The 13945-nt window shown below is 47.0% G+C and carries 13 protein-coding genes; 5 read left to right on the forward strand and 8 right to left on the reverse strand.

Translation table 11 applies throughout. From position 1 onward, the window contains the following. The first annotated feature begins 5 nt into the window (after positions 1-5). Entirely contained in the window at positions 6-551 is a 546-nt protein-coding gene (locus L5L77_RS05825; RefSeq protein WP_173497818.1) for a helix-turn-helix transcriptional regulator, read from the forward strand. Positions 552-664: 113 nt separating this feature from the next. Then, positions 665-811 carry a hypothetical protein gene (locus L5L77_RS05830; RefSeq protein WP_105253023.1) on the forward strand — a complete coding sequence of 49 codons (147 nt, stop codon included), beginning with the start codon at positions 665-667 and terminating at the stop codon, positions 809-811. A 26-nt stretch (positions 812-837) separates the two neighbouring features. On the opposite strand, the gene L5L77_RS05835 is transcribed toward L5L77_RS05830, so the two are convergent. After that, on the reverse strand, positions 838-1788 hold the full coding sequence (locus L5L77_RS05835; RefSeq protein ID WP_263173910.1) for a YeiH family protein: 951 nt from the start codon (positions 1786-1788) through the stop codon (positions 838-840). 286 nt (positions 1789-2074) lie between these two features. After that, positions 2075-2638, reverse strand: a complete 564-nt coding sequence (locus L5L77_RS05840) for a malate synthase (RefSeq protein WP_011845404.1) — start codon at positions 2636-2638, stop codon at positions 2075-2077. A 255-nt stretch (positions 2639-2893) separates the two neighbouring features. Between L5L77_RS05840 and L5L77_RS05845 the strand changes: the two genes are divergently transcribed. The 3 genes from L5L77_RS05845 (at position 2894) to L5L77_RS05855 (ending at position 6502) form a co-directional block, all read left to right on the forward strand. Further along, positions 2894-4426, forward strand: a complete 1533-nt coding sequence (locus L5L77_RS05845) for a DUF3612 domain-containing protein (protein WP_263222291.1) — start codon at positions 2894-2896, stop codon at positions 4424-4426. Between the two features lie 421 nt (positions 4427-4847). Then, the gene (locus L5L77_RS05850; RefSeq protein ID WP_168826162.1) at positions 4848-5348 is read left to right on the forward strand and encodes a DUF4365 domain-containing protein; all 501 of its coding nucleotides are present in this window, start codon (positions 4848-4850) and stop codon (positions 5346-5348) included. Beyond that, positions 5345-6502: a hypothetical protein gene (locus tag L5L77_RS05855; protein ID WP_263222293.1), complete on the forward strand. Its 1158-nt coding sequence runs from the start codon at positions 5345-5347 to the stop codon at positions 6500-6502. Before L5L77_RS05850 ends, L5L77_RS05855 begins: the two co-directional genes overlap by 4 nt. A gap of 277 nt (positions 6503-6779) precedes the next feature. Here the strand turns inward: L5L77_RS05855 and L5L77_RS05860 are convergent, their stop codons facing one another. Genes L5L77_RS05860 through L5L77_RS05885 form a run of 6 tightly spaced genes read right to left on the reverse strand, consistent with a single transcriptional unit; the run spans position 6780 to position 13940 of the window. Further along, positions 6780-7106 (reverse strand): DUF3325 domain-containing protein, encoded by a 327-nt coding sequence (locus tag L5L77_RS05860; RefSeq protein ID WP_263222295.1) that lies wholly within the window; start codon positions 7104-7106, stop codon positions 6780-6782. Continuing rightward, the gene (locus L5L77_RS05865; protein WP_263222298.1) at positions 7103-8692 is read right to left on the reverse strand and encodes a PepSY-associated TM helix domain-containing protein; all 1590 of its coding nucleotides are present in this window, start codon (positions 8690-8692) and stop codon (positions 7103-7105) included. Before L5L77_RS05865 ends, L5L77_RS05860 begins: the two co-directional genes overlap by 4 nt. Beyond that, the gene (locus L5L77_RS05870; protein ID WP_105250720.1) at positions 8689-9057 is read right to left on the reverse strand and encodes a hypothetical protein; all 369 of its coding nucleotides are present in this window, start codon (positions 9055-9057) and stop codon (positions 8689-8691) included. The genes L5L77_RS05865 and L5L77_RS05870 overlap by 4 nt, the downstream gene beginning before the upstream one ends. Then, positions 9050-12217: an efflux RND transporter permease subunit gene (locus L5L77_RS05875; RefSeq protein WP_263222300.1), complete on the reverse strand. Its 3168-nt coding sequence runs from the start codon at positions 12215-12217 to the stop codon at positions 9050-9052. The genes L5L77_RS05870 and L5L77_RS05875 overlap by 8 nt, the downstream gene beginning before the upstream one ends. A 4-nt stretch (positions 12218-12221) precedes the next feature. Next, entirely contained in the window at positions 12222-13271 is a 1050-nt protein-coding gene (locus L5L77_RS05880) for an efflux RND transporter periplasmic adaptor subunit (protein WP_105250718.1), read from the reverse strand. A gap of 27 nt (positions 13272-13298) precedes the next feature. Then, positions 13299-13940, reverse strand: coding sequence for a nickel transporter (locus tag L5L77_RS05885; protein ID WP_105250717.1), 642 nt, complete (start codon positions 13938-13940; stop codon positions 13299-13301). Positions 13941-13945: the final 5 nt, after the last annotated feature.

Raw genomic sequence — 13945 nt, forward strand, 5'->3', positions numbered from 1 at the left:
TTTCGATGAAGGATCTTGTCATTATTGGTCTGTTGGCCTTGATCATATGCTTTAAGCTTTTTGACATCACTTCCGACATTCAATTGGGCATTCCCCAATGGCATATTGTGCAGGAAGCCATGTTATTAGTGCTCACTGTGATTGGTGCCATGTACTTAAGTTATGACCTTATTCGTCGCTCCCGCGAAGTGAAAGCGTTGGCTAAACGGTTGGAGCATGCGGATAAAAAAATCGACAATATGTCGACGCAAATGCGCTCTGCCAGACAAGAATATAGCCAAGCGGTGTCGCAGCAATTCGAGACTTGGGGCTTTACTAAGAGTGAGCAGCAAGTGGCATTTTTATTACTTAAGGGCTTAAGCTTTAAAGAAATTGCCGAAGTGCGCCAGACTAAAGAAAAAACCGTCAGACAACAGGCATCGACCATTTACAGTAAAGCGGCAGTCGATGGACGCCATACTTTTTGCGCTTGGTTTATGGAAGATTTTATTCAAGAACATAATCAAGATCTTGCTGCGAATGAAGCAGCATCAAGCCCTAAGGCGGCTTAATCAACGCAGGATTGGCTTAGCTGTTATAGCTATTTGTTATTGAAAATCGATATTTGCTGAGTTTTTAGTTCTAAACAATAATGAGCATCCCCTAAGTTTGCAGGAAGATGCAATTGAAAAACTGGCTGATTATCGTGTTTTGCCTGATTGCCTTGGTCGCTTCGACGCAAACCACAGGACTCGTGCGCTCACTTATCGAATTCTCCGCCTTTGTTGGCGTCCTCTACTGGGCTTGGCGAATGAAGCCGACGGCAGAGTAGGCAGGCTTTTTTTAGCTAAATCTTAGTTATTGAAAATAAAGAATATACACTAAAGACGTGATACCAATTGCTGCCCACAGCATCACCCCAAGCAACAAAGGTTTGGGGCCACTCGCCCGCATTTTCTGCACTGTAATTCCTGCACCAATCAAAAACAAACACAGAACTAATGCCCGTTTCGACACCATAAATAAGGTGTCATAAACAGCGTGGAATTGTGGTAACCAATGGGCCACGGCAATGGCTAAACAATAAAAACCGATAAAATACGGCAGGTTAAGCTTGCGCTTATCGCCACCAAACAACATAGCGCTGACCAATGCGATCGGGATAATCCACAGGGCGCGGGCGAGTTTTATAGTGGTTGCGGTTTTTAAGGCTTCATCGCCGTAGGCCGAAGCCGCGCCGACAACCGATGAAGTATCGTGGATGGCGATAGCACTCCACACGCCAAAATCGTATTGGCTCATATTGAGCAAGTGGCCGAGTGCAGGGAATAAAAATAGCGCGACTGAATTGAGCACAAATACGCAGGCTAATGCAGTGGCGGTTTGATCGTTACGCGCATTGATGGCCGGAGCGACTGCGGCAATGGCGCTGCCACCGCAAATAGCGGTACCAGAGGCGATTAAGTGGCCCGTGACATGATCAAATTTCAGGGCGCGGGTGAGCATAAACCCTAAGCTGAGGGTGAAAAAGATTGAGCCAACAATCAGGCCGAAGTTGTGGGTGCTCGCCTCGATCGCCGCGTTTAAGTTAATCCCAAACCCTAAGCCAATGATCGAATAAGACAGGAGTTTTTTGGTGAGTGCGGCGATATTCCATTGCACTGGCACCCAACCAAGGCTGGCTAAGGTAAAACCGAGCACTAGCGCCATGGGCGATGAGATAAAAGGCGCGAGGCATAACAAACCCGCACAGATGAAAACGATGCGATGAGTCTTATTATTTTGCTGTGATGTCGATGAAGAATTCATAACGCCTTAGGCTCGAGCGATTCGGTTTATCGTTCCAACCACAGATCTTCACATTAAGCGACGGATACAAAATGGCGATCAATTGGATTGATCATGGAGACAGATGAAAGAGGGCATTATAGCTGGGTGTATGAGCCTCAATAAAATCAATTAAACTTATCTAGTCAGTCAGTTTTATTGACTATCAGAGGATTGTGCAAAGCAGGAGGGTAAATTGAAGAAGATGAACTGAGCTCAGTTCATCTTCTTAGCTAGATAATAAATAGCGAGGTTACAAAACGTGAAATTATAAATTTACGATACTTTTCAAGTTGTAATCGCTGCCATCCTTTGCGGTAAACAACTTATCTTGGGTGTCGTTGGCGCTGGACATACCCGCATGTAATAGGCTGAGCCAATGGCGCGATGCGGCAGAACGTGACTCTGGTGTTCCGACTACCATGTTTAATGACGTTCCGATTTGGATATCTTCCAGATTGGCAACGTCTCTCGCACCTATCATGCCACTGCGGTCGAAACTGAGTTCAACGTGGCAACCTAGGTCCTGTAACACTATGGCGCAAGGCGCATCTTTAGTGCCGTTAAAGGCCACAAACTGTTTTGGCTGACGTAAACCACTGTGGCTGCCGTCGGCAAAAAAGGCCAACAGGTGTTGGTAGTAAACCACATAGCTGCTCACATCTTGGTGTGAACCAGAGTTAAGTGGAAAGAGGCGGTCGAGGAATTGTTTCGCATTAGCGATCTTCTCGTGCTCGGCGACATTCACTTGGGCCACGGCTAGCACTTCTTCTGCGATGAGGCTGTTTAGATTCGGTTGGATCTGGTTGCTCTTGATTATTGACATATTCATCGCTTGTTCCTCTTACTCTTTCAATTTAAAAAAATTCAGGGTTTTGATTTAACTTTTGGCTTATCAAAGTTTGTCTTCAATTTGGTTTGTCCGCTTTGAGTGCTTAGCCACTTTTAGTGGGAGTGGTTAAGCATTTCTTGTACTGGAATGGCTTAGCTTGTTCGCATTAGCCTTTCCTTGATTGCTTGATTTGTAGTCTAGTCTTTTTTTGACTACAATTTCACAATAAAAATTTTACACTGTGAATTTTACAAAATGCGCAATGACCAGAGCTTGATGAGAAAATCACATTTCCTAGGCACAAAAATACGTAACCTACGGAAACGTAATAATTTAACTATGGAAGATTTGTCGGCACGATGCATTCGAGTCGACGCGGGAAGTGCGCCCTCTGTGTCATATTTGTCGATGATCGAGCGTGGTAAGCGTGTGCCGAGTGCAGGAATGCTGGCTGTGATCGCCGCGGTTTTTCAAAAAGACGCCGAATGGTTCTTAGACGATGTGCCCGAAGAAAACGCCATTACGCCAGACAAGGGCCGACGTGGTGGCATAAGCGGTATGGCACTCGAGCCCAGCTTTTTGTTTTCCAATGATATTTTACAAATAGCGATACCTGAGATGCTGTCGCAGACAGGGATCTCTGGTCGGCAGTTTGCCCATTTATTGATCCGCGCCCATCAAGAACATCATCAAAATCATTTCCCTGATCTTGAACGTGCCGCTGAAGACGTCGGCCTCAAACGTATGCCCTTATCTCTGGACGACATGCTGGATATCGCTAAGGGAATGGGATTGAAAATCAAGTGGATAGACAGTACGCCGCAGGAAGTTATCGATGAAATGGGCGTGAGTTCGCGTCAGTTGGTCACCTCATTTATTGAGCCGCCGAGCACGATTTATGTAAATAAAATCCTCAAAAATCGCCCCAACAGACTCAAATATGATTTAGCCGTGCACATAGGTCATTGCGTGTTGCACAACAAGGATGGCCTCAAGAGTGTGATGATTTCAGGCCGCAAATTAGAAGTAGATGAAGAGGCGGGTATGCAGTCCAATACCTTGAACGCGCAGGATATCTTGCATGCGTGGCGCGATTTTGAATCGAGCTTCTTCGCCGGTGCGCTGCTGTGCCCTAAAGTGCCTTATCGCCAATTACTCGACCGCCACGGCTATGAGATTGAAGTACACAAGCAACTGCAAGTGTCAGCCTCAGTCGCCATGCGGCGTATGACAGTGGTATCTCCTTATCCTCATTGGCATTATTTCGACGCTTACGCGCCGGGCAAGCTCAAGGCGGTTTATCGCGGTAACGGGATTCCATTGCCTTGGGGCAATATGCGATTAGTGGAAGACCCTTGTCAGCATTGGGCCGTCTTTAGGATGATCAGCGAGCCGACGGTCGGCACTTCGGCACAGATTTCGATTTTAAACGTCGGCAACGAACCCCGTATTTACTGCTGCGAGTCGATTAAAGTCGAAGACTCGGCGGGCAATCCCCATGTTCTCTGTGCTGGCATAGATTTAAATCCGGCCATTGAAGCACAGGGTAAAGATGCTCTCTCAATCGCCCACGATTTGAAGAATGCCTGTGTCGCCAGTGGCGGTTCTGTCGCTATTCCCAAACACATTAAAAGCGATCTGGTGAGCGTTGCAAAAATCCTCAATATCAACTGGATAGAACGTGGGATTAAAAACGACGCCCGCCTTATTTGCTCCCGCGGCGCCGTATGCCCACGCCAACCCAGTTGCTATCAAGCAGGTAAGTCACAGTGTGATGGAGTTGCATAAAGGATGTCGTGGGAAGTTTTACAAAGTGGTTGCGATTAAGCACTCTCACTCCAGTGACTCGCCATAAACTCGTCCCTGAGGGCTCGACGGCGGCATCCATGCCGCCAACGGTCACTGCCATGAGAGTGCTTAATTTAGCCTGCATCCCTTCCTATTCATAGCAGCCTGTAATGATAATGTTGAGCATAATAAAGACGTTTAAAGTAATAGTTGTTTAAAAAATAACTACTTAACTGACTCAAATTCTTATAGCATAAAATGATAAATTGTAGGGATGTGGCCACAGTTATACTTAAAGATCAGTCAACACTTTCTTTGTATTTTGTGCACAGCGTAATCTATAAACTCTAGGGCTAACATGTTGCTTTAGCATGTTATTTATTTTTCAGATTGTTTCTTAACAAAATTTTTAGTTGGCATAATGGATATAAATCAAAGGAAAGAATTGTTAAGTAGAGCGTATGTTAGTGCGATTGCTGCTCAAATTGGTTTTAGATCAGCAATTCCTGATGTTGATGATGATAGTGTTGATTTAATTCTAAAAGGAAGAGGTTTTGCCTCTACTATTCGTAATCCTCAGCTAGAGATTCAATTAAAGTGCACAGCCTGTAATGACGGTTGCGAAGAATATTTTTCTTACAAACTTCCAATAAAAAACTACAACGATCTACGCGGGAATAATCTCTTGTGTCCTAGGCTTTTATTTGTTCTAGTTGTGCCGAATGAGACAGATGCATGGCTTTCATATGAACTTGATCACATGAAAATGAAACATTGTTGCTATTGGATTTCGCTGAGAGATTTGAAAGAAACTACCAATGGAACATCAGTTACAATTAAGATCCCAAGAGAAAATATCTTAACAGCTACTAGTATGTTTTTGTTGATGGAGTCGGCAAGTCATGAAGGTATTGCTGCATGAATATTTCTCAGTTAAAAAATATTACCCATAATATACCGCCTAAAAATTTAGAATGTTACTTACGGTCAAATGGATGGGTGCCAGATGGCGATGTTTTCGGTCAAGCTACAATTTGGCATCGAAGAGAAGAAGGTTTTTTTGACTTTGAGGTCATACAACCAACATCGATTAATATTAAGGGCTATCAACAGCGCATATTGGACGCGGTAAATTCGCTCTCAGAGTTTGAAAATAGATCTCCTTTAAAAATTATAAGAGCAATAGATAATTTTTTTTCTGATAGTGTGAAAATACGGGTTGTACATGCCGATGTAGAAGAAGGCACTATTCCTATCGATGATGGAGTTTTACTTATTGAAAAATCAAGAGACTTACTTGCAGCAACAACACTCTCTACATTTAGAAATAAAGCACATTTTACTGGTCAACGTAACACTGATGTTCAAAATTTTATAAAGCAACTGCGCTTAGGCCAAACAGAAGTTGGTAGTTTTGTCGTTAATTTAATAGCTCCTATTGTAGAGTCTTTTGATGCCCAATTAGATCAAGATAAAATATCAATTACTAGAGCTGTCACTAATAATTTGTCTCGTAGCTTGTTAGCTTTAGAGAATGGGATAAAATCTTATCAAAATACAGAAAGCGTATTTGAATTAGAATCAATTGTGGAAAGTGGTGTAAGTGCTAATTTATGTGATGCACTAGTTGGCTTAAGTGGTACTGCCAAAACTAGGTCATTCACAATAAGTATATATCTGGCTGGAGCTGAAGCCGATATCCAAAATATGCCAAAGCAATTTAACTTCTGTTCGGAACAGGTGCCTACACTAGAGCTCGCATCAGCATTTTATAAAGGGAATTATGTTATTAAAGCCTATGAAGCATTTGGCTTAGTTAGCAGAATGACACATTTACCTGATGATGATTTCGGCGAGATTACTGTTAGATCTCTTGTTCGAGGTGTCGAAAAAAATGTGGTTATGCAATTAGCTTTAAATGACTATTGGGACGCTGTGCATGCACATGAAAGAAAAGAGTTTGTGAGTTGTAAAGGCGCACTGCATGTAACCGCAAAGTCAGCAAAGATGCTTGATTCGCATAATTTTAAAGTAGTAGGTAGTCATTCTAACTCGGAGGATGAATGTAGGCTCTAATGTATTGTGATGTTTTTTAGTTAAGTGGAATAACGGATTATCATAGATATGAAGGGCTAACGAGATTAAGCACTCGCGTGTAAGTGACCGTTGGCGGCATGGATGCCGCCGTCGAGCCTATAGGGATATATTCACGGCGAGTCACTGGAATGAGAGTGCTTAATCATTAGTTATGTCGTCACTCATGTGTTTATCGCTTTAAAAAGAACTCATCTCACAATCCCTACTCTATGATTTTTATCAATTAGCCTCGCTCATAATCGATTTCATTCGGTATTTAATACAGCAAACCGAGCAAACATACTACGGCGCTGGTGGGCAATATGGGCTGTAACCAGCGTGGCTTGTAGCTGAGTAAAATCACTAGGATGATTGAACTTAAACACACCCAGCCGAGCAGTAATACGCTGGCATACGCTGGGCCGTAATGACGACTGGCAAGCCAATAGCACAGGACGAGCGTTACAGTACCAGCGGTGCGAAATCCGCGTGCCTGTGCATCGGTTAACGGGCGGTTACACACGGCTCGGTGGTGGCTAAAATAAGATAAGGCCAACAGCCCCATGGCGATAAAACAGGTTAACAATTCGACTGTGGCTGTCATAATTCAACTCCTAATTCTGTCGTCGCTTTGGTTACCCTTGTAGCCAGCACTTTTTTAGGGCTACGCAAGCGTTTGGCTGCCATGTAAAACAGCGCTGCAAGTGCGAGCATCATGAGATCAAATCCTGCGATAACATAGGCTTGGCGCTGTAGATTGCTTATCAGCTGATACTGCGAAGTCATGGCATTGAGCAGAGGTAGCAGGCCATAAAGCAAGGATGTGAGTAAAAAAAGTCGTTGCCATGTTTGTTTATCTCGTTTGAAGCAAGCGAGCAGTGCGACTAACGCCCAACTGATAAAGAAACAATGGATTTCCCAGTTCTCTCTATCTGCAAATGTGACGGGTAAGAGTCGATTGGCATAAAAATAACAGGCTAGCGCAATGGGCAGGCCAGCAAAGGTGGCGAGATTCAACATGTTCACTAGCGTGAGCCCGCTATGATTCTTATCTTTTTTAAGCTGCTTTTGTGCCAGTTTTTCGGCCCACATAATCGCGCCGCTGGCGATCATCACGCAGCCCGTTAATCCCGCCAGTAAATACAGTAAACGTAGGCCTTGGCCAGCAAAGCGACCACTGTGCAGGGCTATCATGGCACTTTGGGTTTGATTCGCTCCCGAAGTCACTGCCGACTGCGCCAACACAGCACCTGTCACAGTAGACAAGTGATACCAAGGCGCTTGCTGATTTAAGCTGTGCTCAGGGGCGATTTTGACTGTTACGCTGGCATTGCTGTCGTTGAGATTATCAAGCTGTAAGCCTTCAATTGGTGACTCACCGACGACACTGTGAATCGCACTGAGTAAACTCTGACTATCGAGCATAGTGGCTGGCGTGCCCGTGGCGGCGGGAGTTTGGTAAATGGGTTTCCATTGCGAATAAAAGGCTTGAGTTTCATCACCATATTGCGTGTTAAGTCCCCATGGCATATACATAAACATCAGGGTCACTAGGCCGGTGTAAGTGATCATAAGATGAAAGGGCAATGCGAGAACTGAGCTGGCGACATGGGCATCTAACCAAGAGCGCGGGCCTTTTCCGGGGCGAAAACTAAAGAAATCCTTAAAAATACGTTTGTGGATCACTATCCCGCTGATGATGGCGACTAGCATGAATATAGTGCAAAAGCCGACAATCCAACGCGCTGTGAGCACACTCATGTAGTACAAGTCGAAATGCAGTCGATAGAGAAAGTCGCCCCCTCGGCTTTCCCGTGCTTTAGGTAAGGCTTCACCTGTCGCAGGGTTAATAAAGCCTTGATGATAATCACCAAATCGCTGGCCTTCAGCGGCGGGATCGCTCCATGCATAGGTCAGTAATGGCACCCGTTGTGTGGGTAAGTAAATCCACCATGACTCAGCGTCAGGCGCTTGTTGTGCCAAGGACGTGAGGCCCTTGAGTATCAATTGTTGATTATCCGCATTGGCATCATATTGGCTGCCGTGGTTTTCGGGTTGCATCCACAGGTTGATTTCAGCACGGTAATAGGCCGCTGTTCCGGCGAAAAAAACCAGAAACAACACCCAGCATGTGAGCAATCCAACCCAAGTGTGTAGCCAAGTCATTGAACGAAAAAAGGAGTCTTTCATAATCCACTCCCTTGAGCACTTGTTGCATCAAACGCTTTAGCGGCGAGGTAAGCTAAATACAGCAGACCGCTAAGCGCGAATAAATCCAGCCAGTATCGCCATGTTGATTTAACGCTGAACACCCAAATCACGGCGCAGGTGTACACAGTAAATGACAGCATCATGGCGGTTAACACCCGATCAACCTGAGATAACGGCAGGATTTGCGCGAGCAAAATAGTCGCTACTGCACTTAACAAATAGCCGCCAAAGGTTGCTGCGAGGCAGCGATTGCCTATGTGCAGGCTATCGCTCCAGATGGCTGACGTTTTCCAGCGCATCAGTCTTTGTGTTAACGGCGGAGTCATGTTGGTTTTTTCAGTCATGATGGTGTGCCACTTCTGCTGAATTTCTCTTGTGGGTTCGGGATAGCACAGAGATTAACAGGGCGGGTAAAAAGGTTAAGCTGAGTAGCGTTGCCACGATGAGGCCTGCCAATACCACTATGCCAACGCCGCGGTAGAGTTCGCTGCCAGCACCGGGGAATAACACCAGCGGCAATAAGCCAAACAAGGTCGTCGCGGTAGACATTAGAATCGGTCTTAATCGACTGGCGACGGCAGATTTGACGGCATCAACGATACCAAACTGACCCGATTGCAGGTTTTTACGGCTCTGTTCCACGATCAAAATCGGGTTGTTAACGACAGTGCCGAGTAGGATTAAAAATCCAAGCATAGTAATCATATCAAAGGGTTGGTGCCAACCTTGGCCGCCAAGATACGCAAATAAGCTGCCAGTATAATTAAGCGCTTGTAAGCCGACTAAACCGCCCGCAAGTCCGAGCGGGATAGTGATCAGCACAAATAACGGATAACCCCAGTGATTAAAAATCGCGACTAATAACAAGTAGATGATCAACACGGCGACCAGAAAATTGCTGGAGAGTGCCGCTTTAGTCGCTTCGAGCTGATCGGCTGCGCCCGAAATGTCTAAACTGACATCTTTGCCGACAGCACCCTGTTGATAGAGGATGGGGACTAATTCTTCCCGCACCTTAGCCACAGCGGTTTCTAACGCAATGGAACGCGGCGGAATAATGTAAAGAGTCACGGTTCTGCGGCCATCGACGCGGCGTAAACTGTCGCTATCCATTTGCTCGCTAATGTCGGCCAAGGCTTGCAGTGGCAGTACATTGCCCTTAGGCGTGACTATCGGAGCGAGCGCTAATTGCGACAGACTCTGTTGATTGCCTGCCAGACTAAATAGAAAGATATCCACCTTGTTATCATTAAGGAAAAACTCGTCGACATAGGCGCCATCGCTCAGTGCCGAAACTGCATAGCCAAACTCGCTGCCGCTAAAATCTTGTTCTACAAGACGTTGCCAGCGAGGGGAGATCTGCCACAGCGGTTGATCTAGCGACAAGGTCGATGGGTCAGAATACAGCTGTGGTTCGGCAAATACTTTTTCCGCCGCTTGATACGCCGCTTCGGCAGCACGATAGAGGCTGGCTTGATTCGGGCCAGAAATATCCAAGGCGACAGCGCGGGTGCCACCATCGTTGCTGGAAATAATGGAACCCCGCGATGAATAGGCGCGCATGCCCGGATATTGCTCAAACAAGGCGGTGAGTGAACTCATCATGGCATCCATATCTTGGCTGCGAACGGGCTCGCTCATCACCCAAATACTGCCGACACCCACGCTGAGGGTATAGTATTTTAGCGGCGGGATCTTTTGCTCACCACGTTCAAAGGATGCCGCCTCGGCATTGACTCTCGCGGATAGCTGAGTCGTTAATTCTTCTGCAATTTTAGCCATTTCCGATAGGTTGTAACCCGGCGGCGCGACCATAGAAGTAAAGGCTTTTGGTTCTTCACCTTCGGGTAAATATTCGGCCGGGGGCATCAGCCAAGCAGCAAGCCCAATCGTCGAGACGAGTGACAGCACAATCACAAAGGTGCGGCGTCTTGCAGAGAGTACAAGTTGGCTAACTAAGCTCAATATGCGTGATGCTTTGGGGGGCTCACTTTGGTTTGTCTGCGCCGAGTGCATCTTACCGAAACCAAAACGGGCAATAGCGGCGGGTACGATGAACACCGCGACCAGCATAGAAGCGATAATGGATGAAGCGATGGCAATCGCGATATCCGAGTACAGTTGTCCCGCTTCTTGTTTGATAAATAGAATGGGTACAAACACTAGTACTGTGGTGAGCGTCGAGGCTAATACTGCGGGCCAGACATCGTAGATACCACTTATGGCTGCTTCGAGACGCTCTAATCCGCGTCTGCGCGCTTGTTCAATGCTTTCGAGCACCACAATGCTGTTATCGACCGTCATGCCGATGGCAAAGGCAACACCCGCCAGTGAAATGACATTAATAGTGCGATTAAACACCAGCAGCCCGACGAAGGCGGCTAAGGTACACAGCGGAATACCGATAACACCAATCAGGGTGGCTCGATTCGAGCGCAAGAAGAGGTACATGACCAAGGTTGCCAGTAAGGCACCTAGACCTAAATTGACCCACACATTTGCAACCGAATCTTGCACATAGCGCACATCATCACTGAATAACTCTAACTGCATGGCGTGCTGGGCGAGTTGATTTTGATTGATCTGCGCTATCACGGGCATCATGGCATCTTTGATGGCGATAACGTTAGAACCGACATCCCGTTTGACCGCTAAGCTGAGGGTGCGTTCTTGTTCGGCAAAGGACAGTTCTCGGATCTCGGCGTGGTCGAGTTTTATCTCGGCAACGTCTTGCAGCAGAATATTCGTATTACCTTGGCGTTTTAAAATCAGTTGCTTAAGTTGATTTAAATCCTCAAAACGGCCAATTACCCGCAGTAAATAACGTTTTTTACCACTGTCGATATCGCCCGCAGAAGTGTCCTTGTTGCGATCTCGAATGGCTTGGCGCACGTCCATAATGCTGATGCCGCGTTGGGCGAGTTTGGCGGGATCGAGCCGTATTTGGATTTGCCGTTCGGCGCCGCCTTGAATAGTGACGGAGGAAACGCCTTTGACGCGCTCCATTTGTGGGCGAATAAAGTCGTTAGCGAAATCGCGCATCATGTCTATGTCTAGATTCAGCGGGTTCCCCGCGACAGGCACGAGGCGGAAATACATGAAAGCGTTGTCTGAATATGAACTGCTGTAAAGCCTTGGTTGATCGACGTTTTCAGGGTAGGACGATACTTGGCTGAGCGCATTGCTAACACGAATAAGCGCATCGCTTATCTCTGTGCTTTGGGGGAATTCGAGTTCTATCCATGCCGAGCCCGTATCGGCCCAAGAGGTCATGCGTTGTAAGTTGGGCAGGGTGCGCAGGTAGCGTTCCTGCTCAAGCAGAATTTCTTTTTCGACGTCTTGCGGTGTCGCTCCCGGCCAACCTGTGGCCACGCTGATGGTGCGCACATCTAAGTCGGGGATCATTTGGATTGGGATACGCAGTGCTGCAGCCGTGCCCAATACGCAAAATATCAAGACGATGACCGACAGTAAGGTGCCATGTTTAATTCCAAACTTCAGCATCCCACTAACCTCCTACTGCAGAGTTGAGTACAGAGACTGGCTGTTGGTCTTGTAGGCTTTCGTTACCGCGGATCACTACGGGCGCGTCTTTAGGTAATGGGCTAAGGATTTCAATCCCGATGGCGCTCGTGTGGCCCACTTGAACGGTATGCCGTTGGGCTATGTTGTTTTGCACGGTAAAGACACTGAACTGGCCGTCGGGGTGACGGACTAGCGCATCTTGCGGCACGACAACACTGTGTTGCGCCCGCTGTAAGTGGAAGGTCGCAGTGGCCGATGTGCCGGGCATCAAAAGTCCACTCGCATCAGGAATGGTTAAGCGCACCAAGAAGCTGCGAGCATTGTGGTCGCTCACGGGGACGAGTGCATTCACATGGCCGATAAACTGCTGTTCAGGCAGCATATCTGCGGCAATATCGACTTGAGTTGCAGTGGCTATGTTTTGGAACATTTCCTGTGGGACTTGAATATCGAGCCAGAGCTGTTCTTGGGACACTAAAGTGAAGATTTCAGTGCCGACATTGACCCATTCACCGGTTTCAGTTTGTTTGCTTGAAATCACTCCCGCAAACGGCGCGATCAGTTGGTGGCGGGCGACCACCTCTTTTTGGTGTGCTAATGCCGCCGTTAAACTCTGCAGATTAGCTTCGGCTTCGGTTAACGCCGCTTGACGAATCGCGCGCTCAGTTTCGGGGAATAATTGCTGAGAACTGAGTGTTTGCGCTTCGGTGAGGAGTCGCTGCTTTTCTGCCAGCATGGTCTTAGCGGCCATTACATCGGCCTGACGCTGTGCTAATTGGTGTATGGCTAAGGTGTCATCGAGTGCGAGTAGAGGCTGGCCAGCGCGGACTTGCGAGCCCGCATCGACCAGTACTTTGGCAACTAAGCCATCGGTACGTGCAGATAAGCGGGCTACCCGTGCGGATTTAATGGAGCCACTGAGTGGCAAAAGTTCATTAGTACTGCCTGTTTGGGGCAAGGCGACTGTTACAGGTGCTGTGCTTGCGTGGACTGCAGAACACAGCATGTATAAACCTATCATTAAATAACGCACGTTAACTCCATCTCACTATTAAGATTATTACTGAGTGATAAAACTCGTAGTGGTGATGTGTAAAACGCTATCAACCTCGTTGCCTGCGAGTGTTTGTTTACCTTCTGTGGTGTGATTACTGACGAGTAAGTAGCGGCCCGCATCTGGGGTATCGAGGGCGAATTTACCTTGGGCATCGGTGGTGAAAGATTTACTCCAAAAACCGGGGCGATAAACTTGTACTGGATGATTCACCAGTGGTGCGCCTTTATAGCTAAGCACAAACTCGGGAACGCCTGACTTTACTGGCGTAAATTCAAAATCTTGCAGCGCTTTTGTGTGTTCTTGTCCCGTGCGGGCATAGAGTATTGCGGCCTGCAATCCGGTCTCGGTTTTCCATGGTTGCCACGCGGTATCGGCATAGAAACTGATGTCACTCTTGCTATCTTGGGTTTTGACCAGTAGATGATCGGCCTGCGCTGTGGCGGTTAACGGTGTCTTGGCATTGGCGGCGAAAATACGCGCCGCGCTTAACGATGCTAACTCTTCTGCCGAAGCCTGCTCTGAACCCGGTTCGCCAAATTGCACTTTAACCGAACCATCGTTATTACGCTCAAGCCATACTTCATGTGCTTGAGCCGAAAAAGCGATACCGCCGAGTAAAGTGAGTATTACAAGTGCTTGTTTCATTTGAA

Source organism: Shewanella sp. SM29, assembly GCF_025654245.1.
In the GTDB taxonomy this organism is placed as follows: Bacteria; Pseudomonadota; Gammaproteobacteria; order Enterobacterales; family Shewanellaceae; genus Shewanella; species Shewanella oncorhynchi.